Annotated in this window: 17 protein-coding genes and 2 riboswitches; of the genes, 13 read left to right on the forward strand and 4 right to left on the reverse strand. The window is 71.0% G+C overall.

Translation table 11 applies throughout. The annotated features are described in order from the left end of the window. The first annotated feature begins 242 nt into the window (after window positions 1-242). Window positions 243-1,370, forward strand: coding sequence for a TerC family protein (locus ACQPXM_RS18190; protein ID WP_432950094.1), 1,128 nt, complete (start codon window positions 243-245; stop codon window positions 1,368-1,370). Between the two features lie 116 nt (window positions 1,371-1,486). Here the strand turns inward: ACQPXM_RS18190 and ACQPXM_RS18195 are convergent, their stop codons facing one another. The 4 genes from ACQPXM_RS18195 to ACQPXM_RS18210 all read right to left on the reverse strand — a co-directional run bounded on the left by ACQPXM_RS18195 (window position 1,487) and on the right by ACQPXM_RS18210 (window position 6,659). Then, entirely contained in the window at window positions 1,487-3,586 is a 2,100-nt protein-coding gene (locus ACQPXM_RS18195; RefSeq protein WP_432950096.1) for a hypothetical protein, read from the reverse strand. A gap of 288 nt (window positions 3,587-3,874) precedes the next feature. After that, window positions 3,875-4,783 (reverse strand): NlpC/P60 family protein, encoded by a 909-nt coding sequence (locus tag ACQPXM_RS18200; protein ID WP_432950098.1) that lies wholly within the window; start codon window positions 4,781-4,783, stop codon window positions 3,875-3,877. Continuing rightward, window positions 4,780-5,847, reverse strand: a complete 1,068-nt coding sequence (locus ACQPXM_RS18205; protein WP_432950100.1) for a mandelate racemase/muconate lactonizing enzyme family protein — start codon at window positions 5,845-5,847, stop codon at window positions 4,780-4,782. The genes ACQPXM_RS18200 and ACQPXM_RS18205 overlap by 4 nt, the downstream gene beginning before the upstream one ends. Next, window positions 5,847-6,659, reverse strand: a complete 813-nt coding sequence (locus tag ACQPXM_RS18210; RefSeq protein ID WP_432950102.1) for a serine hydrolase — start codon at window positions 6,657-6,659, stop codon at window positions 5,847-5,849. Before ACQPXM_RS18210 ends, ACQPXM_RS18205 begins: the two co-directional genes overlap by 1 nt. 77 nt (window positions 6,660-6,736) lie before the next feature. Here ACQPXM_RS18210 and ACQPXM_RS18215 point away from each other — a divergent pair, with 77 nt between their 5' ends. From ACQPXM_RS18215 to ACQPXM_RS18270, 12 genes are all read left to right on the forward strand, one after another. Continuing rightward, window positions 6,737-7,672, forward strand: coding sequence for a cobalamin biosynthesis protein (locus ACQPXM_RS18215; RefSeq protein ID WP_432950104.1), 936 nt, complete (start codon window positions 6,737-6,739; stop codon window positions 7,670-7,672). Continuing rightward, window positions 7,669-8,352, forward strand: coding sequence for a phosphoglycerate mutase family protein (locus ACQPXM_RS18220; RefSeq protein WP_432950106.1), 684 nt, complete (start codon window positions 7,669-7,671; stop codon window positions 8,350-8,352). Before ACQPXM_RS18215 ends, ACQPXM_RS18220 begins: the two co-directional genes overlap by 4 nt. After that, window positions 8,343-9,323: a DUF3500 domain-containing protein gene (locus tag ACQPXM_RS18225; RefSeq protein WP_432950108.1), complete on the forward strand. Its 981-nt coding sequence runs from the start codon at window positions 8,343-8,345 to the stop codon at window positions 9,321-9,323. The genes ACQPXM_RS18220 and ACQPXM_RS18225 overlap by 10 nt, the downstream gene beginning before the upstream one ends. Further along, a riboswitch (cobalamin riboswitch) is annotated at window positions 9,324-9,440 on the forward strand. A gap of 34 nt (window positions 9,441-9,474) precedes the next feature. Then, the gene (gene cobN, locus ACQPXM_RS18230; protein ID WP_432950110.1) at window positions 9,475-13,200 is read left to right on the forward strand and encodes a cobaltochelatase subunit CobN; all 3,726 of its coding nucleotides are present in this window, start codon (window positions 9,475-9,477) and stop codon (window positions 13,198-13,200) included. 28 nt (window positions 13,201-13,228) lie between these two features. Then, complete coding sequence (gene surE / locus ACQPXM_RS18235) at window positions 13,229-13,987, forward strand: 5'/3'-nucleotidase SurE (RefSeq protein ID WP_432950112.1); 759 nt, start codon at window positions 13,229-13,231, stop codon at window positions 13,985-13,987. Window positions 13,988-14,085: 98 nt separating this feature from the next. Beyond that, window positions 14,086-14,213: riboswitch (cobalamin riboswitch) on the forward strand. Window positions 14,214-14,341: 128 nt separating this feature from the next. After that, window positions 14,342-16,627, forward strand: a complete 2,286-nt coding sequence (locus ACQPXM_RS18240) for a magnesium chelatase subunit D family protein (protein ID WP_432951045.1) — start codon at window positions 14,342-14,344, stop codon at window positions 16,625-16,627. Next, window positions 16,627-17,241: a cob(I)yrinic acid a,c-diamide adenosyltransferase gene (gene cobO / locus ACQPXM_RS18245; protein ID WP_432950114.1), complete on the forward strand. Its 615-nt coding sequence runs from the start codon at window positions 16,627-16,629 to the stop codon at window positions 17,239-17,241. The genes ACQPXM_RS18240 and cobO overlap by 1 nt, the downstream gene beginning before the upstream one ends. Continuing rightward, window positions 17,238-18,593, forward strand: a complete 1,356-nt coding sequence (locus ACQPXM_RS18250) for a cobyrinate a,c-diamide synthase (protein WP_432950116.1) — start codon at window positions 17,238-17,240, stop codon at window positions 18,591-18,593. The genes cobO and ACQPXM_RS18250 overlap by 4 nt, the downstream gene beginning before the upstream one ends. Continuing rightward, window positions 18,590-20,026, forward strand: a complete 1,437-nt coding sequence (gene bluB / locus ACQPXM_RS18255) for a 5,6-dimethylbenzimidazole synthase (RefSeq protein WP_432950118.1) — start codon at window positions 18,590-18,592, stop codon at window positions 20,024-20,026. Before ACQPXM_RS18250 ends, bluB begins: the two co-directional genes overlap by 4 nt. Then, window positions 20,023-20,637, forward strand: a complete 615-nt coding sequence (locus ACQPXM_RS18260; protein WP_432950120.1) for a hypothetical protein — start codon at window positions 20,023-20,025, stop codon at window positions 20,635-20,637. The genes bluB and ACQPXM_RS18260 overlap by 4 nt, the downstream gene beginning before the upstream one ends. A 181-nt stretch (window positions 20,638-20,818) precedes the next feature. Further along, window positions 20,819-21,853: a LolA family protein gene (locus ACQPXM_RS18265; RefSeq protein WP_432950122.1), complete on the forward strand. Its 1,035-nt coding sequence runs from the start codon at window positions 20,819-20,821 to the stop codon at window positions 21,851-21,853. A gap of 737 nt (window positions 21,854-22,590) precedes the next feature. Further along, window positions 22,591-23,568: an ABC transporter ATP-binding protein gene (locus ACQPXM_RS18270; protein WP_432950124.1), complete on the forward strand. Its 978-nt coding sequence runs from the start codon at window positions 22,591-22,593 to the stop codon at window positions 23,566-23,568. Window positions 23,569-23,571 lie beyond the last annotated feature (3 nt).

The following is a 23,571-nucleotide window of genomic DNA, read 5'->3' on the forward strand; positions in this document are numbered from 1 at the left end:
ACAAATATTCCTGTCGCGCAGCGTGATCATGCCGACAGGCGGGTACCGGGTCGCCGATTTGGAAACTCGGACATCGACCCGCCAGAATGGGGGCGTTGAAGGGGAGTATTCCTTCGCGGCGGTATCGTCATCACGGTCAGGGAGTTCTGTCCCAGCCCGGTGCCGCCGGCCAGGCCCGAGTTCTCGAGCCAGGCGGAAGAGACCTTCGGAGTCCACTTTCGCATGCGCTCCGGAGGTTGCCTGTGCACGTTCACGATTACGTCTGGTACATCACGGTCGGGGTCCTGCTCGCCCTGCTCGCCTTCGACGTCTTCATCATCGGACGCCGACCGCACGAGCCGAGCACCAAGGAATCGGCCACCGCGATCGCCTTCTACGTCGGTCTCGCGGTCATCTTCGGCCTGGGTGTCTGGGCGTTCTCCGGCGGCCAGTACGCCGGGGAGTTCTACGCCGGCTGGCTGACCGAGTACAGCCTCAGCGTCGACAACCTGTTCATCTTCCTGATCATCATGTCCAGGTTCAACGTGCCGAGGAAGTACCAGCAGACCGCGCTGCTGATCGGCATCATCCTGGCGCTGTTCTTCCGCGGCATCTTCATCGCCGTCGGCGCGGCCGCGATCAACCAGTTCTCCTGGGTCTTCTACCTGTTCGGCGCGTTCCTGGTCTACACCGCGATCCACCTGGCGATGCAGGGGGAGAACGACGACGAGGACTACAAGGAGAATGCGGTCATCCGGTTCGCCCGCCGCCGGCTGAACGTCAGCGAGGACTACAACGGCGTCAAGCTGACCGTGATCAAGAACGGCAAGCGGCTGTTCACCCCGATGGCGATCGTGATCGTCGCGCTCGGTACGACCGACCTGCTGTTCGCGCTGGACTCGATCCCGGCGATCTACGGCCTGACCCAGGAGCCGTTCCTGGTCTTCACCGCGAACGTGTTCGCGCTGATGGGTCTGCGGCAGCTGTACTTCCTGCTCGGTGACCTGCTGCGGCGACTGATCTACCTGTCGATCGGCCTGTCGGTCGTGCTTGCGTTCATCGGCGTGAAGCTGGTCCTGCACGCGATGCACGAGAACGAGCTGCCGTTCATCAACGGTGGTGAGCACATCAAGTGGGCGCCGGAGATCCCGATCTCGGTGTCGCTCGGGTTCATCATCGTCACGCTCGGCATCACCACCGTGCTCAGCCTGTGGAAGTCGCGCCAGATCGCGGCCACCGACGCAGCCAACGGCAACGGCACCGCCCAGGCCACCCCGGCCGAGACCGCCGGTGGCGAGCTGGACGAGGCGACCCCGCGGCCGCAGGACGTCGTGGACCAGGACGCCAAGGCCGAGGCCGAGCTGCACCAGTCGGACTCGAAGAAGCCCTGACCTGGCAGTCGTGAGCAGCGCCCGCACCGAGTACTCGGTGCGGGCGCCGTGCTGTCTACGCGGAGGGGCGGCTCCTCATCGGGAAGGGACCGGCGAGGAGCCGCCCGGCGGCGGCGTCAGGGAGTCCCGGCGAACCGGGCGAACCCTGGCTGGGTTTTGCCGCCGACCTTCAGGAAGTCGCCGCCCATGGTGACCGTCGACGCCGACACGCTGATCGCCCAGACGCCGAAGATGCCATCGGGCTGCGGATCCCACGCGGTCGCCGTCCCGGTGCTGACTGAGAACGCGGCGGCGTGCAGCCGGGCGAGCTTCTCGACCGGCAGGTTGGTGAAGTGGCCGCCGACGTAGACCTCGGTGGCCGACGCTCCGATCGCCTGGACGTCACCGCCGGTCCGGATCGTGTGCACCGGGGTGTTCGCCGAGGCACCGGCCGGGTCGTAGGCGTAGGTGCGGTTCGACGTGGTGCTGAAGTAGAACCGCGTGCCGTCCGGGGTGAGCGCGGCCGCGATGCCCGCGCCGCCCGCGCTCGGGGCGAAGGACGTGAGCGCACCGGTCGTCGCGTTCAGCTCGGCGGCACCGGCCCGGCTCGCGCCGTTCACGGCGTTGAAGCCGCCCACGGCGTACAGCTTGGTGCCGTCGGGTGAGGCGAGCAACGCCTTGACGGTGTTGTTGGCGTTCGCGGAGAAGCCGGCGACCGGCGTACCGGTGGCGACCGTGAGGGCTGCCAGCCGGATCGCGTCAGCGCCGCCGGCCCGGGTGAACGAGCCGCCCGCGAAAACGGTCTGCCCGGACACCGCGAGCGCGCGGACGGTGTTGTTGGCGGCCTTCTGCCAGTTCGGATCCGTCGCCCCGGTGACCGTGTCCACTGCCGCGAGGTACGTGCGCGCGGACGGACCGACTGCGGTGAACGTGCCACCGAGGAAGACCCGCGAGCCGTCGGCGGTGGCCGCCACGGCGTACACGATGCCGTTGGGTGACGGGTTCCAGGTGGGGTCGACGCTGCCGTCGGCGCGGATGGCCGCCGCGTTGGCGCGCGGGTAGCCGTTCAGCATGCTGAAGTCGCCGCCGACCATCACTGTGCCGCCGGACAACGCGACAGTGCTGACCGTTGCCTCCGCCCGCGGGTCCCACGCGGTCAGCGCACCGGCCGACGTGAAGGCGGCCGCGCGGAGCCGCGGTTGACCGGCCGCGCTCGTGAAGGATCCGCCGGCGTAGATCGTCGTGGCCGTCGAGTTCACCGTCAGCGAGTTGACCGCACCGTCAACCGCGGGCGCGTACGACGTGAGCGTCCCCGAGGCGAGATCGACCGCGCCGAGCCCCGAGCGGGACTGGCCGCCGGCCTGGCTGAACGCGCCACCGAAGTACAGTGTGGCGGCTGTTGCCGCGAGCGCGTTGACCGCCCCGTTCGTGTCGGCACTCCAGCTGAGTGCAGAGCCGCCGGCGTCGAGTGCGACCAGGTTCGCCCGGGCCGCGCCACCGGCGTTGCCGAAGGAACCGCCCGCGTAGACGGTTCCGCCCTGGACAGCGAGCGCCGCGACCGGTCCGTCGACGGCCGGGGACCAGGCGGTGACGGCGCCGTTGTTGCCGACGGCACCGAGGTTGGCGCGAGCCTGCCCGCCGAGCCCGGTGAACGAACCACCGACGTACACGGTCGTGCCGTCCGCGCTGGCCGCCAGTGCGGAGACCGTGCCGGACACGCCCGGGTTCCAGGGCAGCAGGGCGCCGGTCACCCGGTCGACAGCCGCGAGGCCGTTCCGGGCCGAGCCGCCCATCGAGGTGAACGAGCCTCCGAGGTAGACGACGTTGCCGACGCTGGCGATCGCCTTGATCAGGCCGGTCGGGCGCGGATCCCAGGCGGTCACCGTTCCGGTGGACGTGACTCGCGCGGCGCCGTTGCGGACGAAGCCGCCGGCGAACTCGAACGTGCCGCCGACGTACCAGCCGCCGGACCCGTCGCGTACGGCGGTGCTGACCGTGCCGTTCACGCGGGGCAACGAAGTCCGCACGCCGGTCGTGCCGTCGACCGGTACGGCGCCCGCCGTGGACGGCCCGGCCCAGGAGAACTCGCCGCCGATGATCGTGCGGTCACCGACATGGGTGCTCGCGTAGACGACGCCGTTCACGCCGTCGGTCAGTGATGCCGTCGAGGTGACCGACGCGGACGCGGACGGCAGGGTGGTCGCGACCGTGGCGACGACCAGTGCCGGCACGCTCACGGCGACGGCTACCCGCCGGCCGGTGCGGCTCAACAGCCCGCGACCGAGCCCACGGCGTGACGAATGGATGGACACGGCAGACCTCCAGTTTGACCAGTACTCGGCAAACTGGGCAGGCCGGTTTCGCCTGGCTCCCCACCGCGTCAGCGACCAATCACGCTGGTGGCTCGATGCCCCCTCCCCAGCGCACCCCCCCGGGCGCAGCAATGACGCTAGCAGTGTTCCCGGGCGGCGGACAGAGACCGCGACATCGTTCTCGAAGGGTCGCCGCCCGAGTGGTTTGCGTGGTCAGAGGCGGGCCGCGGCGACCAGCGTTTCGTGGCGCTCGGGCAGCAGCGGCTGGTTCTCCAGGCGCTTGCCGGTTTCCGAGGCGTGCAGCATGCCTTCGGCCGACACGAAGCCGACGTGGTGGATCTGCCGGCCCGGGCGGCCGAAGAAGTACAGGTCGCCCGGCTTCGCCTCGTCGATCGGCACCGACTCCAGCGCGTCCGCCTGGTCGTGCGCGTCGCGGGGGATCCGCTGCCCGAGCACGCGGCTCACGGCGTGGATCAGCCCCGAGCAGTCCAGCCCGTACGCCGAGGTGCCGCCCCACAGGTACTCGAGTCCCAGGAACAGCGATCCCAGCCGCAGCCGGTCGTCGGCGGTGGCCGGTGAGTCCACGTCCCGGAGCACGTCGTCGGCGAACCAGCCGAAGGCGCCGTCGGGCAGGGCGACCCGGGTGAAGCCGTCGACGTGTTCGACCGAGGACAGCACCGTGCCGAACGACAGCTCGGCCAGCGCGCCAGTGCCCACCGTGGCGGACCCTGCGATCCCGCTGGAGCCGGCACTTCCCGGCTCGGCCGTCAGCGTGGCGACCGGAACAGTGACGGCGACCGGAGCGGTGGCCGAGCTCGGCAGTTCACCCAGATGCGCCGACGGAACCCATCCGGGATACCCCAGCTCGTCGGCCGACGACGGCTGCCACGGCGCGACGATCTCCGACCAGCCGTCCCGCTCGGAGCGGACGATCACCGGTTCGCCGTACAGCAGTTGGGTGAGGGTCCGGCCGTGCAGGCCGAGGCGGGTCTCGGTGTCCATCGACTTGGTCCACGCGGCGACGTCCGGTACGGCGGCGACCGCCGGGGCGTCGATGTCGCGCGGGGCGTCGGGGGAGGTCCACACAGTGCTGACCGGGACCTTGGCGGCTACTACCTTCATGCGATCAAGCCTGTCACGCCGAGCCCAGGAGTCGTGGGCAAGTGGATGGTGGACCCTTCGTAGCTGATCCCGCCCTGGACCGGTGACTGCTCCAGCCACCAGGCCGCGTCGAGATCGTTCACCGCCGTCGTCGGGTACGCCGCGACCAGGGCGGCCGCCGCGCCGACGCCGACGTGGCTTTCCATCATCGAGCCGACGATGGCGCCGAGCCCGTGCGCCCGGGCGAGTTCCAGCAGCGTCCGGGCCGGCCCGAGGCCGCCGCACTTGGCCAGCTTCACGTTGACCAGGTCGGCCGCGCCGCACCGGATCACGTTCACCAGATCCCGTACGCCGTACACGCTCTCGTCGGCCAGGATCGGCGTACTGACCCGGTCGGCGATCCAGGCCATGGCGTCCAGGTCGGCGGCGGCGACCGGCTGCTCGACCAACTCGATCGCGCAGCCGGCATCCTCCATCGCGCGGATCGCGGTGACGGCGTCGCGACGGTTCCAGCCCTGGTTCGCGTCCAGGCGGATCCGCGGCTCGGGGCCGACCGCCTCGCGCACGCGGCGAACCCGCTCGAAGTCGGCGGCCGCGTCACCCGTCCCGACCTTGAGCTTGAGGACGCCGAACCCGTCGCGCAGCCGATCGGTCGCCGCATTCACCAGCGCGTCGGCGTCGCCGGCCGACAACGTCACGTCGGTCTCGACCGTCGTCCGGGTCGAGCCGAGGAAGCCCTGCAGTGTCCGCCCGACCCGCCGGGCCGCCAGATCGTGCAGCGCGACGTCGACCGCGGCCTTCGCACCGAAGTTGCCCTGCGCCGCGCCCTGCAGACGCCGCAACGCCTCGGTCAGGTCGTCCGGTCCGAGCCCGTCGAGCGCCGTGGCGATCGGGCCCTCGACGCAGGCCTGTGATCCGGCCAGCGAGTCGCCGGTCACCTTCCAGACCTGGGGGGCCTCGCCCCAGCCGGTGTGCTCGCCGTCGCTGATCGAGACCAGCAACGAGTCGGCGTGGGTCGCGGTGCGCAGCGCCGTCACGAACGGAGTGTGCAAGGGAGCCGAGACCAGGTGGGTGGAGATCTTCATCAGCGCACCGCCTCCAGGTCGTGCCGGTGCGCCCAGGCTTCGGCCGCGATGGCGGCGATCAGCTTCTGCGCCTCCGGGTCGGCCAGCTCCGACGTCGTACAGACGGTCAGCACGAAGGGCTCGGCGTCGGCCGGGCGGACGATGCCGCCGTCGTGCCGGATCCGCAGGTCCCAGCCGTTCTTGTGCTCGACCCGGGTGCCCGCCGGGACGCCGGCCGGGATCTCCCCGTTCCACTCGTTCGCGGCCAGCAGGTCGCGAAGGTACTTGCCCGAGGCCCCGTCATCATTGCCAGCAGCAACCAGTACGGCGGCCAGGCCGGCCGGGGTCATCAGGTTGCTGATCCCCGCCGCCTGCGCGGCGACGTCGTCGATGCCGCGCCGGATCGCGCTCGCGTCCCCGGCGTACTGGGTGAGGACGGCGTTTGCCGCGTCAGCGCCGACGAGCTCCAGCACCAGGTCGGTCGCGAGATTGCTCGACCGGGTGATCATCTCGGTCGTGAGCCAATCGAGCGTGACCTGCTCGCCGAGCTTCGTCCACGTGGCTGGCGCCTCGTCCTCGGCCCGGTTCACCCCGAACCGCCCACCGGCGGCCGACGCGAAGTCGTTGTGCACGGTCACCGGCTGGCCCAGGGCGAGCTCGCCCGCGTCGACCTTGCGCAGCATCGCCATCGCGACCGGCAGTTTCATCGTGCTGGCGGAGTAGTGGGGACGGTCCGCCTCGTGGGTGAACACCGCGGAGCCGTCGAGCCGGCCGAGCCAGACGCCGAACGCGCCTCGACCGCCCACTTCGCCCAGCAGGTCAGCAATAGCCATGGTGGTTACTTTTCCACATGCTGACCCAATCTGATGTAGCGGGCTTGCGGGCTGGACCGCCTGGCAGACTGCATCCCGTGTCCAGAGCACTCGGCCTGATTCTCGGCTTCGCCGCCGACCGTCTCCTCGGCGACCCCCGTCGCTTCCACCCCGTCGCCGGTTTCGGCCAGGTCGCGTCCCGGCTCGAGCGGGCCACGTACGCCGACTCGCGCGCAGCCGGTACGGCGTACGCGGCGGTGCTGGTGGGGTCGGTCACGGCCGCGGGTGTCGTTGCCGAGCGACTGACGCGCGACCGGCCGATCGCGCGGACGCTCGTCACGGCTGCGGCGACGTGGGCCGTGCTGGGTGGGCGGAGCCTGGAGCGCGAGGCGTCGGTGATGTCCGGGCTGCTGGAAGCCAAGAATCTGCCGGAGGCTCGCGAGCGGTTGAGTCATCTGTGCAGCCGGGATGCCACCGACCTGGACGCGGACGAGCTGGCGCGGGCGACGGTGGAGTCGATCGCGGAGAACACGTCGGACGCGACGGTGGCGCCGCTGGTGTGGGGCGGACTGCTCGGCGTACCGGGGCTGGTGGGTTACCGGGCGGCGAACACGCTGGACGCGATGGTCGGCTACAAGTCGGCTCGCTATCTGAACTTCGGCTGGGCCTCGGCGCGCTTCGACGATTTGGTCAACCTGCTCCCGGCGCGGGTCTGCGCGGTGCTGACTGGGCTGACGTCCGGACGGCCGCGCGAGGTCTGGCGGATCTGGCACCGCGACGCCGGCCGTCATCCGAGCCCGAACGCGGGCCCGGTCGAGGCGTCGTTCGCGGGCGCGCTCGACCTGCGGCTCGGCGGGACCAACACCTACGGCGCCGAGGTCGAGGACCGCGGAACCCTCGGTGACGGCCTCCGGCCCGGCGTCACCGACGTACGCCGTACGGCGGTCCTGGCCGGCCGGGTCGCCTACGCCGCCGCGGCCGTCGCCGCCACCACCGCGCTGATCACGAACCGGCGGCTTGGACGGACAGCATGATGAACCTGAGCCAGCGGCCGATGCGGATCGCGTTGATCCGGCACGGCGAGTCGGTCGCGAACCTGGACAAGTCGATCTACGAGGCGCTGCCCGACCACGCCGTACCGCTGACTCCGCACGGGCACGAGCAGGCGGCCGAGGCGGGCGAGTACCTGCGCACGCTGTTCGAGGGCGAGCCGGTGCGGGTCTACGTCTCGCCGTACCTGCGGACCCTGCAGACGCTGGACTCGCTCGGCATCGACGATCTGATCGGCATCGCCCGCGAGGAGCCGCGGCTGCGCGAGCAGGACTGGGCGAACTTCCAGGACACCGAGGACATCGAGCGGCAGGAGAAGCTGCGCGACTCCTACGGGCACTTCTTCTACCGCTTCACCCACGGCGAGTCCGGCTCGGACGTGTACGACCGGGTGTCCAGCTTCCTGGAGACGATGCACCGCGACTTCGACACGCCCGACTCGCCGCGCAACGTGCTGCTGGTCTCGCACGGACTGACCATGCGGCTGTTCTGCATGCGGTGGTTCCACTGGTCGGTGAAGTTCTTCGAGACGCTGCGCAACCCCGCCAACGCGGAGACGCGCGTGCTGCTGCGCCAGCCGAACTTCCGGTACAAGCTGGATCGGCCGTTCGAGCAGTGGACGGAACACGAACCGACGGAACAGGAGCGTTCGGCATGGTTGTAGACCAGACCCGCGAGGCCGCGCGGCAGTTGCTGGCGGCACTGACTCCGGACCAGCGCGCGAAGGCGACGGCGCCGTTCGACACTCCGGACCATCGTGAGTGGACCTATCTGCCGGGCGATCGGCCCGGTCTGACGCTGGCGGAACTGACTCCTGACCAGGAGCAGTACGTGCACCGGTTGCTCGAGCTGGCCTGCAGCGAACGTGGTGTGGGCGATGCGCTCGCGGTGATGGCCGCCGAGATCATCCTGCGCGACCTCCCGGACGTCGGCGCGACCGGCGGCTGGCAGGGCACTGTCGTCGGCGAGCGCTACTTCCTCCGCATCCTCGGCGACCCGTCCGGCACGGCCCCCTGGGCCTGGCGCCTCAACGGTCACCACCTGGCCGTGCACGTCACCGTGGTCGATGGCCGGCTCGTGTTCGTCCCGAACTTCGTCGGCTCCAACCCCGCCGAGGTCCGCGAAGGCCCGTACGCCGGCCGCCGGTTCCTCGCCGCCGAGCAGGACCTCGGCTTCCAGCTCCTGCACGCGCTGGAGCCGGCCCAGCGTGAGATCGCCCTGGTCTCTCCCGACGCCCCCGACGACATCCTCACCCGCCACGATCCCGTCGCCGACCCGTCGCTCCTGCACCGGGGCATCGCCTTCGGGGACCTGGACGGCGACCAGCGCGGCCTCTTCACCCGCCTGATCGACCAGTACGTCGGCCGCGCCGCCGCTCCGATCGCCGAACGCGCCTGGGCCGACCTGCGCGACCAGGGCCTCGACCACCTCACCTTCGCCTGGGCCGGCGCCACCGAACCCGGCGCGGGCCACTACTACTCGATCGCAGGCCCGTCGTTCCTCGCCGAGTACGACAACACCCAGTCCGGCGCCAACCACATCCACTCCGTCTGGCGAGACCTCCGCAACGACTGGGGCACCGACCTGCTCGCCGCGCACTACTCGGCGGGCAGCCACCAGGGAGCGGTCGGCTAGAGTCTCGGTGTCATCGACGGTCGTTAGCAGGAACCCGGTGTGAGTCCGGGGCGGTCCCGCCACTGTGACCACGTTCGCGTGGGAGTCAGGAACTGCTGCCGTCGAACTGCCCACCCGGGGCGTGGACACCCCGAGGAAGGACCGGACGCGCATGCCCGCGAACCTGTTGCTGCTCTCCACCGCTGACACCGATCTGCTGGCCGCTTCGCAGGCCCAGGCCGGCTGGAAGGTCGCCAACCCGGCGCGCGTCGAGGTGGCCGAACTGCCGGCGCTGCTCGACGGCGTCGAGGTCGTCGTGGTCCGACTGCTCGGCGGTCGCCGCGCCTGGGAAGAGGGGCTGGATGCTGTCATCGCCTCCGGACGACCGGTGGTGGTGCTCAGCGGTGAGGCCGCGCCCGACGCCGAGCTGATGTCGCTGTCGACCGTGCCGGCCGGTGCGGTGACCGAGGCGCTGGCCTACCTGCGTGAGGGCGGCTCGGAGAACCTGCGCAACCTGGCCGGCTTCCTCCGCGACACGCTCCTGCTGACCGGCGACGCCTTCGACCCGCCGCACAGCCTTCCGACGTACGGCGTCCGGGCGGGCCGTTCGACCGAGCTCGACGGTCGCCCCGTGGTCGGCATCGTCTACTACCGCGCGCACGAGATCTCCGGCAACACCGCGTTCGTCGACGCGCTCGCCGACGCCGTCGACGCGGCGGGCGCCCAGCCGCTGCCGATCTACTGCGGCACGCTGCGCGGTCTCGACCCGTCGAGCGCCGACAACGCCGAGCTCTTCGACCTGCTGCGCACCTGCGACACCCTCGTCACCACCCTGCTCGCCGCCGGCGGCACGGTCGCCGCCAACGCGAGCGCGGGCGGCGCGGACGACGCGTGGGACGCGGGCGCGCTGGCCTCGCTCGACATCCCGCTGATCCAGGGCCTCGCGCTCACCTCGACGCGCGAGCAATGGCTGGACAGCGACGCGGCGATCAGCCCGCTGGATGCCGCGACCCAGGTCGCGATCCCCGAGTTCGACGGCCGGATCATCACGATCCCGTTCTCGTTCAAGGCGTACGACGCCGAGGGCATCGCCAGCTACCGGCCCGATCCGGAGCGCTGCGAGCGGCTGGCCGGGATCGCCGTCGCGCACGCCCGGCTGCGGCACGTCCCGACGGCCGAGAAGAAGCTCGCGCTGGTCCTGTCGTCGTACCCGACCAAGCATGCGCGGATCGGCAACGCGGTCGGCCTGGACACCCCGGCGTCCGCGGTCGTCCTGCTCGGGCAGCTCAAGGACGCCGGCTACGACCTCGGCCCGGACCTCGACCTGGACGACCTGCAGGGCGCCGAGGGCGCCGACGGCCTGATCCACCGGCTGATCGCGGCCGGCGGTCACGACGTCGACTGGCTGACCGACGAGCAGCTCTCCAGTGCGGTCGCGAAGATCCCGCTGTCGACGTACGAGCAGTGGTTCGGCCGGGTGCCGGAGACGCTGCGCGACGCGATGACCGAGGCCTGGGGCGAGGCGCCCGGCTCCCTGTACGTCGACACGACCGGACCTGAGCCGGCGATCGCACTGGCCGCCCTGCGGTTCGGCAACGTCGTACTGATGATCCAGCCGCCCCGCGGGTTCGGCGAGAACCCGGTGGCGATCTACCACGACCCGGACATGGCTCCGTCGCACCACTACCTGGCGGCCTATCGCTGGCTCGAGGCGCCGGAGGCGGAGGGCGGCTTCGGCGCGCACGCGGTCGTGCACCTGGGCAAGCACGGCACGCTGGAGTGGCTGCCGGGCAAGGGCATCGGCATGGCGGCGGACTGCGCGCCGGACGCCGTACTGGGCAACTTGCCGCTGGTCTACCCGTTCATCGTCAACGACCCGGGTGAGGGCACGCAGGCCAAGCGGCGCGGGCACGCGGTCGTCGTGGACCACCTGGTGCCGCCGATGGCCCGGGCCGAGACGTACGGCGACATGGCCAAGCTGGAGTACCTGCTGGACGAATACGCGACCGTCCAGGCGCTGGACCCGGAGAAGGTACCGACACTGCGGGCGCAGATCTGGACGCTGATCCAGGCGGCTCAGCTGCACCACGACCTGCACACCGACGAGAAGCCGGACGACGAGGAGTTCGACGAGTTCGTCCTGCACCTCGACGGCTATCTGTGCGAGATCAAGGACGTGCAGATCCGGGACGGGTTGCACGTGCTCGGCGGTGGGCCGGTCGGCGAGGCTCGGGTCAACCTGGTGCTGGCGATCCTGCGGGCCTCGCAGATGTGGGGTGGCGCGTCAGGCGCCGTACCGGGACTGCGTAAGGCGCTCGGGGAGACGTTCGACGTCGACGAGGCGGCTCTGCTCGCCGATCCGGGTCGTGCGGTGCCTGCTGAGCTGGCTGCGCTGTCAGAGCTGGCGGACCTGCCTGCGGTGAGTGCGGCCGACGGTGTGGACCTGCTGGAAGCCGTGGCTCGCAAGCTGGTGCTGGGCATGGAGACGCTGAGCTGGGACGCGGCGAAGGTTCCCGTGGTCGTTGGTGAGGTGCTCGGCCGGCAGTCCGACGGTGTGGAAACCTCGCTGCGGTTCGCCTGCGAGGAGGTCGTGCCGCGGCTCGCGCGGACCGGTGACGAGCTGACCAACGTCCTGCGGGCGCTGGATGGGCGGTTCGTCGAAGCCGGGCCGTCGGGCTCGCCGACGCGAGGTCTGGTCAACGTGCTGCCGACCGGCCGCAACTTCTACGCCGTCGACCCGAAGGCCATCCCGAGCCGCAACGCGTGGGACGTCGGCGTCGCGCTGGCCGACTCGCTGCTGGCCCGGCACAAGGCCGAGACGGGGGAGTGGCCGCGATCGGTCGGTCTCACCGTCTGGGGTACGTCGGCGATGCGCACCCAGGGCGACGACCTCGCCGAGGTGCTGTGGCTGCTCGGCTGCCGTCCGGTCTGGGACGAGGCGTCGCGGCGGGTGTCCGGCTTCGAGGTCGTCCCGGTCGCCGAGCTCGGCCGGCCGCGGATCGACGTGACGGTGCGGATCTCGGGCTTCTTCCGGGACGCGTTCCCGCATGTGGTGACCTGGCTCGACGAGGCGGTCCGCACGGTCGCCGACCTGGACGAGGATGCCGCCGACAACTATCTGCGCGCGCACGTGCTCGACGATGTTGCTGCTCGCAACGATCTGCGCTCGTCGACGGCCCGGGTCTTCGGTTCCAAGCCCGGCTCGTACGGCGCGGGGCTGCTGCCGCTTCTCGACGCGCGCAACTGGCGCACGGACGCGGAGCTGGCCGAGGTGTACGCCGTGTGGGGTGGTTACGCCTACGGCAAGGACCTCGACGGCGCCGAGGCGCGGCCGTCGATGGAGCGCGCCTACGCCCGGATCCAGGTCGCGGCCAAGAACGCGGACACCCGCGAGCACGACATCATGGACTCCGACGACTACTTCCAGTACCACGGCGGCATGGTCGCGATGGTCCGGCACCTGACCGGGGCCAACCCGAAGGCCTACATCGGCGACTCCGCCGTACCGGCGCAGGTGAAGACGCGCACGCTGGAGGAGGAGACCAAGCGGGTCTTCCGGGCCCGGGTGGTGAACCCGCGCTGGATGGCGGCGATGCAGCGCCACGGCTACAAGGGCGCCTTCGAGATGGCCGCCACGGTCGACTACCTGTTCGGCTACGACGCCACCGCCGGGGTCGTCGACGACTGGATGTACGAGACCCTCACCACCGAGTACGTCGCCAATCCCGAGGTCGCCGAGTTCTTCCGCAAGTCGAACCCGTGGGCCCGGCACGGCATCGCCGAGCGGCTGCTCGAGGCGGCCCAGCGCGGGCTGTGGGCCGAGCCGTCGGCCGAAGCGCTGGAGACGCTGCGGACCGCCGTACTGGAGACCGAGGGCGACATCGAGGACCGCGGCTGACGTCCGGCAGATGTGATTGGGTGGAGGCATGGCCCCTCTGCGCGTCCTGATCACCAACGACGACGGTTACCAGGCGCGGGGGATCCGCGCTCTCGGTAAGGCGCTGGCCGCGACCGGGCACGACGTGCTCGCGGTCGCGCCGCTGGACGACCAGAGCGGGGTCGGTTCGGCGCGGGCCGGAATGGTGCAGCGGCCGATCCGGACCGCGGAGGATGCTGCCGACGGCGTCACCTACATCGGCGTCGACGGGACGCCGGCGCTGGCGGTGACCTTGGCGCAGGTCGGGGCGTTCGGTACGCCGCCGGATGTTGTGGTGTCCGGGGTCAATCACGGTCACAACATCGGCGTACCGATTCTGCATTCGGGGACCGTCGCGGCGGCGTTGACGGCGGCGGCGCAGGGGTTGTCGGCGATCGCGGTGAGCTGCGACTCGGAGGACCCCAAGCACCTGGACACCGCGGCGGCGATCGCCACGCGGGCCCTCGACTGGCTGGCCTCGGAGCCGGCCGGGACCGTCCTCACGATGAACGTGCCCGACCGCCCGCTCGAAGAGCTGGAAGGGGTACGCCGCGCCCGGCTCGCCCCGATCGAGCGTTCTCGCATCGCTGGCGCCCAGGCCCCGAACGGCGAGCCGATGATCACGCTCACGTCCCCGTCCGTCGCCCCGGACCCCGACACCGACGAGGCCCTGCTCGCCGCCGGCTACGTCACGGTGACGCCGATCGTCGGGATCCGGGAGGCGCCGGGGGATGGCGGCGCGACCTACTTGGCAGAGCACCTGAGCTGACGGTCGGCGGCCTGGGCCGATCGGGCGGAGTGACGGACCGCTGCTGGACGAAGGTGGGCGGCGGGTGAGGTTGGTCTCCGGGCGGCGGGGTGGCGGCGGGGATGTGGAATGATCGCCGGGACGGTTGAAGAGGAACACCGGTGACGGCCCGCGGGCCGGAGTCCGGGGCGGTCCCGCCACTGTGACCGGAGTGATCCGGAAGCCAGGACATCTTCGTCCGTCCGTCAGGGAGCGCTCTCCGCGTTTCCCCGGCGCACCGTTTTCGACGCGGGCGTGGACACCCGCAGGACGAAGGGATGTACCGCCGTGCGGTCTGCTCCGACCACTGGATTCCCGTTCACCGCGGTCGTCGGCATGGAGGACCTGCAGCTCGCACTGGTCCTCGCCGCCGTCTCGCCGGCCATCGGCGGGGTGCTGATCCGGGGTGAGAAGGGCACCGCCAAGTCCACCGCGGTGCGCGCTCTCACGGAGATCCTCCCGCCGGTCGAGGTCGTTGCGGCCTGCCGGTTCTCGTGCGATCCGTCGCAGCCGGATCCGTTCTGCCCGGACGGCCCGCACGTGATCTCAGGGAGCGCTCTCGCCGGGACCTCGGCGCTCGCGGAACCGTCCGGGCCGGAGCGTCCGTCGACCCCGCCGCCGGCTCAGGCAACTGCGGAAGGTGCGCCGCTCGGTCATCTGCCCGGCTCCACCTCCTCGGAAGCGCCCGCCGCGATCTCCCGGCCGGCACGGCTGGTCGAGCTGCCGGTCGGAGCGACAGAGGACCGCGTGCTCGGATCCCTGCACCTGGAACGAGCGCTCTCCGAAGGGATCACGGCGTACGAGCCGGGCCTGCTGGCCGCCGCCCACCGAGGACTGCTGTACGTCGACGAGGTCAACCTCTTGCACGACCACCTGGTCGACGTCCTGCTCGACGCCGCCGCCATGGGCCGGGCGACCGTCGAACGCGACGGGGTCTCGATCACCCATCCGGCCCGCTTCGTCCTGGTCGGCACGATGAACCCGGAGGAAGGCGAGCTCCGCCCGCAGTTGCTCGACCGCTTCGGCCTGACCGTCGACGTCGTCGCCAGCCGCGATCCCGCCGTACGGGTCGAGGTGATGCGTGCTCGGCTCACGTACGAAGCCGATCCGGCCGCGTTCGTCCGCCGGTACGAGGCGTCGCAGCGCGAACTCGCCGAACGCATCGTCAAGGCGCAGAACCTGCTGCCCGACGTGATCCTGACCGATCCGGCGCTGCGGCAGATCGCGGAGATCTGCGCGGCGTTCGACGTCGACGGCATGCGCGCCGACCTGGTCACCGCCCGGACGGCGGTCGCGCACGCGGCCTGGTCGGGCCGGACCGTTGTCGAGGTCGAGGACGTGCGCGCCGCCGCGAAGCTCGCGCTGCCGCACCGGACCCGGCGTAACCCGTTCGACGCTCCCGGCCTGGACGAGGACCGGCTCGACCAGGTGATCAACGACAGCACCCCGCCGCAGGACCCGGACGACGATCCGGACAACCCGGGACCGGACGGGGGTTCCCGGGGACCCGACGGCGCTCCCAACGATGCCGACGGCAACCAGGCGTCCTCGGATGCGGGATCCTCGGACGCTGGGTCCACGGATCCTGGATCCGCGGATCCGCGCTCCTCCGATGCCGGATCCTCGGACGCGCACTCCTCGGGCGCGCACTCCTGGGACGCGGGATCCTCGGACCCGGGCGACGCTGCCCGCAGGACGTCGGACGGAGCGGACCAAGTCCCACCGACCGGCCGTCCCGGCAACCCCGAGAACTCGGGAAACCCCGAGAACGCGCTCTCCGGCGCTTCTTCGACGGGCGACGTCGCCGCCAGTTCCGAGCCGTACAAGGCGCGTCTGCTCAGTATCCAGTCCGCCGGCACCGGCGTCGCCGGGCGCCGGTCCCGCTCGATCACCGACGTCGGCCGAGTCGTCGGCGACCGCGCCCGAGTCGGCCGGGAGGCCGGGCGCCCACACCTGCTCGCCACCCTCCGCGCCGCAGCGCCGCACCAGCACGCGCGAGGACGCTCGGGCCCGGGCCTCGCCGTCCGCCCCGCCGACGTACGGCTCGGCGTCCGCGAAGGTCGCGAGGGAAACCTGGTGATGTTCTGCGTCGACGCGTCCGGCTCGATGGGCACCAAGCGGCGGATGGGCGAGGTGAAGACCGCGATCGTCTCGTTGCTGCTCGACGCCTACCAGCGCCGCGACAAGGTCGGTCTGGTCACTTTCGCCCGCGCCGAGGCGACCGTCGCGCTCCCGCCGACCGGCAGCGTCGAGACCGCCGTACGCCGGTTGGAGTCGCTGCCCACCGGCGGTCGTACGCCGCTGGCCGAAGGACTGCTGCAGACCGCCGATGTGCTCCGGATCGCCGCGATTCGCGATCCGCGGCGCCGGCCGTTGCTCGTGCTGGTCACCGACGGGCGCGCGACCCACGGAGAGAGCGCTTTCGCGCGCGCTCAGCAGGCCGCGGGCTGGATCGCCCACCAGGGCATTCCCACGGTCGTCGTCGACTGCGAGCCGCGTAAGGGAGTCCGGCTCGGTCTCGCCGCCGAGCTCGCAACGACCCTGCGGGCCGAGTACCTGGATCTGGGGGACGTTGCCGCGGGCAACCTCATTCGCACGGTCACCGAACGGAGGGCGGCCTGATGCCGCAGGGGCAGCCGAGCGTCGTACCGCAGGACGGCCTGACCACCCGGCAGCGCCGGAACCGGCCGTTGCTGATGGTCCACACCGGCGAGATGAAGGGCAAGTCGACCGCGGCGTTCGGGATGGCGCTGCGCGGCTGGAACCAAGGCTGGAACATCGGCGTCTTCCAGTTCGTCAAGAGTGCGAAGTGGAAGGTCGGCGAAGAGAGCGCGTTCCGGGCGCTCGGGAAGTTGCACGAGGCAACGGGTGAGGGCGGCCCGGTCGAGTGGCACAAGATGGGCGAGGGCTGGAGCTGGTCGCGCAAGGCCGGCACCGACGAGGACCACGCCGCCGACGCGCTGGAGGGCTGGCGAGAGATCCAGCGCCGGATCGCCGCCGAGACCCACGACCTGTATGTGCTGGACGAGTTCACGTACCCGATGAAGTGGGGCTGGATCGACGTCGACGAGGTGGTCGACACGCTGACCAACCGCCCCGGCCACCAGTACGTCGTGATCACCGGCCGCAACGCCGACCAGCGGCTGCTCGACGCCGCCGACCTGGTCACCGAGATGACGAAGGTGAAGCACCCGATGGACGCCGGCCAGAAGGGCCAGAAGGGGATCGAGTGGTGATCCCACGGATCGTCGTCGCCGCGCCCGCGTCCGGTGCCGGCAAGACGACGGTCGCCGTCGGTCTGATGGCGGCGCTGCGCCGGGCCGGGCACACGGTGGCCGGCTTCAAGGTCGGGCCGGACTACATCGATCCCGGGTTCCACGCCGTCGCGACCGGCCGCCCGGGCCGCAACCTGGACGCCATGCTGTCCGGCGAGGAGCGCGTCGCGCCGCTGTTCGCCCACGGCGCGGCCGGTGCCGGCATCGCCGTCGTCGAGGGCGTGATGGGCCTGTACGACGGCGCGCTCGGCACCGAGGGATTCTCCTCGACCGCGCACGTCGCGAAGTTGCTGCGGGCACCGGTCGTGCTGGTGGTCGACGCGTCCGCGGCCGGCCGCAGCGTCGGCGCGGTGGTGCAGGGATTCGTTGCCTACGACACCGGTGTGCGGATCGTCGGCGTGATCCTGAACAAGGTCGGCACCGACCGGCACGAGGCGGAGGCGCGGGCCGGCGTCGCGCCCACCGGCGTACCGGTGCTGGGCGTGTTGCGCAGGGACACCAGGCTGACTGTGCCGAGCCGGCATCTGGGGCTGGTGCCGGCCGACGAGCAGCGGGCTCAGGCCGAGGCGGCGGTGGACGCTGCCGCGGAGCTCGTACGGGCGGGTGTTGATCTGGAGGCCTTCGTTGCGGCCGCCCGGGCTGCCAGTCCACTGGAGACCGAGGCCTGGGACCCGGCGGCTGAGGTGACGCCGGCGGATGAGGGTCAACCGGTGGTGGCGATGGCCGGTGGACCGGTGTTCTCGTTCCGCTACACCGAGACCGCTGAGCTGCTGACTGCCGCTGGTGCGGACGTCGCGAGCTTCGACCCGCTGCACGACTCGCTGCCGGAGGGGACTGCTGCGCTGTACCTCGGCGGCGGCTTCCCGGAGATGCACGCCGAGGCACTGTCGGACAACAAGCAACTGCGCACGCAGGTGGCGACCGCTGTCGCCGGTGGGCTCCCGGTGATCGCGGAGTGCGCCGGGCTGCTCTATCTGTGTCGTGAGCTGGACGGCCACGCTATGACCGGCGTACTGCCCGCTACGGCACGCATGACTCCGAAGCTGACGCTGGGCTATCGCACTGCGATCGCAGCCAGCACGACGGCGTTCTTCGACGAGGGGCGGCGGGTCCGGGGGCACGAGTTCCACCGGACCGCCGTGGAGCTGGACGCCGGTGGCGACCCGGCTTGGTACCTGCCTGGCGGCAAGGTCGAGGGGATCACCCGGCCGTCCGTGCATGCGTCGTACCTGCATCTGCACTGGACGGCGACTCCGGACGTGCCCGCCCGGCTGGTGGCCGCCGCGCGGATCTACGCGGGACTCGAGCAGTGACTCTGGTTGTCGGCATCGGCCTGCGCGCCGGTACGCCGTACCGGGAGCTGCGTGACCTGGTGAACCGCGCACTGGCCGGTGTGGAGGGGACCGTCGGCAGTGTGGTCACTGTCGAGGGCCGAGAGTCGGAGCCGGGACTGCAGCGGTTGGTGGCCTCGCTGGACGCGCAGTTGCTGACTGCTACGTCCCAGGAGCTGGCCGAGCAGGTAGTGCCGACGCCGAGTGAGCAGGTGGGGCAGCTGGCCGGGACGGCGAGTGTTTCTGAGGCTGCTGTGGTGCTGAGCGGGGCAGAGCTTGTCGTGCCGAAGCTGAAGTCGGCCGGGGCGACTGTGGCCGTCGGACGGTTGGACACTGTCGCCGCGCCGGGCTATTCGCTCGGTGATCGCGAAGTGGTGCACCGGGTGATCGCCGAGCGGCGTGACGTACGGCGTGGGTTTCTGGACAAGCCGGTCGACCACGAGCTGCTGACGCGCGTGCTGGAAGCAGCTCATCGGGCACCGAGTGTCGGGTTGAGCCAGCCATGGGACTTCCTGCTGGTCCGGGACGTCGCCACGCGCCGGAAGATCCACGAGCTGGCCTCGGCTCAGCGGGACACGTTCGCCGCGTCGCTGCCGCCGGACCGGCGGTCGGCCTTCGACGGGCTGAAGATCGAGGCCATCCTGGACACTCCGCTGAACATCGCGGTCACATGCGACCCCGGACGCGGAGGCCGGCACGTCCTGGGACGGCATGCCGATCCGCGGACGGTCTGGTTCTCCGCTGCGATCGCGGTGCAGAACCTGTGGCTTGCGGCGCGTGCGGAGGGGCTGGGCGTCGGCTGGGTGTCGTTCTTCGAGCCAGGCGAGGTTGCTGCCGTTCTGGGTCTGCCGGCGCATGTGGACCTGGTGGGGTATCTCTGCGTGGGCCACGTGTCGGAGTTCGCGGCTGCGCCCGAGCTGGTGCGGTCGGGCTGGGCTGCGCGGCGTCCGCTGGCGTGGGCGGTGCACCAGGAACAGTGGGGTCAGCGGGGACTGCCGGGGGAGGAGCCGAGCCCGGCGGTCGCCGTACAGGCTGCTGTTGCTGCTGCGGAGTCACCTGAGCGGGTAGCTGGTGGTCGGCAGGTCGTGCGGGTGCTGGTGATGGACGGCGGGGACATGGCCGAGCATCTGCGGGAGGCGGACGTTCTCGTCGTACAGGTGGGAGCTGAGAAGCCTGCTGCGGACTTCGGTGTGCTGTGGCGGCCTGCGCGAACTGCTGACGAGGCTGTAGAGCTCGGCGTCGAGGTGGCGCGCGACCTGGTGCTGCAGGGCGCCGGGACGCTGTTGGTGGACTGCGTCGCAGAGTCGGAGGTCGCCGAAAGGCTCACGCAGGGCATCCGCTGGGGTGCACTTGCGTGCGGTGCCGTGGTGAACGGTCAGGATGAGCCGGGAACGGTGTCAGACTCGTCCGCATGACGGTCCCACCACACGGCTCAGCGCCCATGTACGTGCCCGCGTTCTCGATGAAGCAGCGGATCACGATGATGGCGAACAAGTACGAACTGATCGCGACCAACCCCGACGGCAGTGACGGTCCGCTGCTCGCCTTCGCGCAGCAGAAGCGGATGGCCTTCAAGGAGGAGGTCACCTTCTACACCGACGACCGCAAGGCCGAGGTGGTGTTCTCGTTCAAGGCGCGCAAGCGGCTCGACCTGGGCTCGGGCTACGACGTCTTCGACGCCTCGGGGCAGGCGATCGGCTGGTTCAAGAAGGAGTTCGGCAAGAGCCTGCTGCGGTCCAGCTGGCAGCTCACCGGACCGGGCTTCGAGTCCGACGGCACCGAGCGCAACCCCACCATCGCGATCGTCCGGCGGGTCTGGGAGTTCGTCCCGTTCGTCGGCGACATCCCGCTGCCGTTCATCTTCCACTTCGACTTCACCGACCGGGCGAGTCGGCAGCCGGTGCTGTCGGTCGAGCGCAAGGTCTCGGTCCGCGACCGGTACCGGGTCACCGTGCACGACTCGCGCGTCGACTTCCGGGTCGCCGCCGCGATGACGGTCGCCCTGGACGCGCTGCAGAGCCGCTGAGGTGGTGAGTCGTCCGGTACGGCGGTAGCCCGTCGTACCGGATGACTCACTCTTTTGGGTGAACTGACCCTGAGAGCCCTTGGTTCCGGCCGGTCACGGTGCGAGTCTTGAGGACATGGGAGCAGCGAGGCGCAGTCGACGATGGTTGGTTCCGGTCACGGCAATCGCGGTGGTGGCGGGCGTGGGTGCGCTCGGGCCAGTGGTCGCGGACGCCTCTCCCGATCTACCAGGCATCACGGCGCAGGACCTGCTCGCCAAGGTGCAGACCGCCAAGGTCGACGGACTGAGCGGGACGGTGCGTTCGGCCGCGGATCTCGGCCTGCCGGCGTTGCCCGGCGTCGACGGTGAGAGCCAGATCCCCGACCTGCTGACCGGGGAGCACACCGCGCGGGTGGCCTTCGCGGGGCCGGACAAGGCCCGGGTTTCGGTGCTGGACAACATGGCCGAGCGGGTGCTGACGACCGACGGCAAGACCGCCTGGGCCTACGACTCCGCCAAGCGTGAGGCGGTGAAGCTGGCGCTGCCGGCCCGCCCCGCCGCTCCGGAGGTCGCGCCCGAGCGGGAAGCGTACGACCCGCAGGCGGTGGCGAAGAAGTTCCTGGCCGCGATCGACCCGAGCACGGCGGTCGACGTGACCGGCACGGAGTCGGTCGCCGGGCGTGACGCGTACAAGCTGCGGCTGGTGCCGAAGACCGACAAGACCACCGTCGGGTCGGTGACGCTGGCGATCGACGCGAAGACCTGGGTGCCGCTCGAGGTGACGGTGCTGCCGCGGACGGGCAGTGATCCCGCGGTGCAGGTCGGGTTCTCGTCGGTGTCGTTCGACGTACCGGCGGCGAGTACGTTCGCCTTCACGCCGCCGAAGGGCGTCAAGGTCACCGAGAAGACGCTGCCGGCGATCACACCGAAGAAGCACTCGACCCCCAAGGCGCTGCCGAAGGCCGACCCGAAGAAGCCGGCCGCGGCCGACCGCCCGACGGTGATCGGCGAGGGCTGGGAGACGATCGCGGTCTTCCGCGGGGTGAAGTTCACTCCCGGCAACGGCCCGCTCGACCAGCTGCTGGCCAACGCCCGCACGGTCCAGGGCTCGTGGGGCTCCGGCAAGATCCTCACCAGCAAGATGGTCAGCGCCCTGATCACCGACGACGGCCGAGTCCTCGTCGGCCTGGTCACCGCCGACACCCTGGCCGCCGCCGCACCTCAGGCCCCCCGCTGATCGTGTCCAACCAACCAGCGGAGTCCCTTGACGGCTGCCCCTCCGCAGACTCCGACCCGGCCACCTACGCCGAAGCCACGACACCGCCCCCAGGCGGGGACTCGGACGCAGGTGAGACCGCCGAGTCCGACGCCACCGACGACCCAGCCAGACCGGAAGCCACCGGGCCGGACGACACCACGGCGCCGGGGGCTGGTCCGGGTACGGGCGGCGGATCGGAGCCGATGTCGGATCGCGGGGACCAGCCGACTGCAAACGCTGGGACCGGGCCGACTGCGGATCCCGGAACTGGAAGCGCCGCCGCATCAGGTCCAGCACCGGATGCGGGAAGCGCCGCCGTTGGCAGCCAGCCGATTGCGGACGCCGGGCCGACTGCGGATAGCGGCTCCGGGCGTGCTGTGCCAGGTCCGGCATCGGATGCGGAAAGCGCCGATGGTGGCAGCGATTCGGCTGGGGATACCGGCAGCGGGGATGCCGTGCCAGATCCAGCCGCGGACGCCCCGAGTGGATCGTCCGAGGGGACCGGGTTGGGGCTGACGGTTGAGGCGGAGACCGGGTCATCCGCGGATGTCGCGCCCGCCGGGTCCGCGCCCGCTGGGTCCGCGCCTGTCGCGTCGGCGTCGGCTGGGTCCGCGCCTGACGGGGAGGCGTCGGCCGGGTCCGCGCCTGTCGCGTCGGCGTCGGCGGGTGCTGCCGCAGAACGTGGCGGGCGTGCCTATTCCTCATCTGTTGAGCCCGTGTTGTTCGGGGACGGCCCGGCGCCGATTGTCACGCGGGGGCTGACCAAGCGGTTCCGGGGTGGGCAAGTGGCGGTGGCGGGGATCGATTTGGAGGTGCCGGCGGGAAGCATCTTCGGGTTCCTCGGACCGAACGGCTCGGGGAAAACGACGACGATCCGGATGTTGCTCGGGCTGATCGCGCCGACCTCGGGAACTGTGCAGTTGCTGGGTGAGCCGATGCCCAAGGCTCAGCTGGCGGTGCTGCCTCGGGTGGGTGCGTTGGTGGAGGGCCCGGCGTTCTATCCGTTCTGGACCGGGCAGGCGAACTTGCTGCGGTTCGATGCGGCGGATCGGACCGCCGATCCGAAGACCCGGAAGCTGCGGGCCGGCGAGGCGCTGGAGCGGGTCGGGCTGTCGAACGCCGCCAAGAAGAAGGTTCGGGCTTACTCGCTCGGCATGCGGCAGCGGTTGGCGATCGCGGTGGCGTTGATGCAGCGGCGGGAGTTGCTGGTGCTGGACGAACCCACCAACGGACTCGACCCGCAAGGGACTCGCGAAGTGCGCTCGCTGATTCGCGAGCTGGCCAACGACGGGACGACGATCTTCACCTCGACCCATCTGCTGGCCGAGGTCGAGCAGTTGTGCACGCATGCTGCGGTGATGAGCCGCGGGCAGTTGCTGCGGCAATCGACGATGGCTGAGCTGCGGTCCGAGCTGCGGCCGCGGTTGGTGGTGCGGACGCCGGATCTGGAGCGGGCCGAGCAGACGCTGGCGGGACTCGGCGTCGCAGACCTTCGCCGGCAGAGTGACAACCCGGGCGACCACTCCGACGGCGTACCGGCGGTCGAGGGTGATCCGGGGGATCTGCCGATCGACAAGCTGGCGGCGGCGTTGGTCGCGGCCGACGTACGGCTGCACGGGTTCGGGCTGGAGCGGCCGAGTCTCGAGGAGTCGTTCGTGGCGCTGACCGGGGAGGGCTTCGATGTCGCCGAGTGAGGT

The sequence above is a fragment of the Kribbella sp. CA-253562 genome (assembly GCF_050942265.1).
Lineage (GTDB): Bacteria > Actinomycetota > Actinomycetes > Propionibacteriales > Kribbellaceae > Kribbella.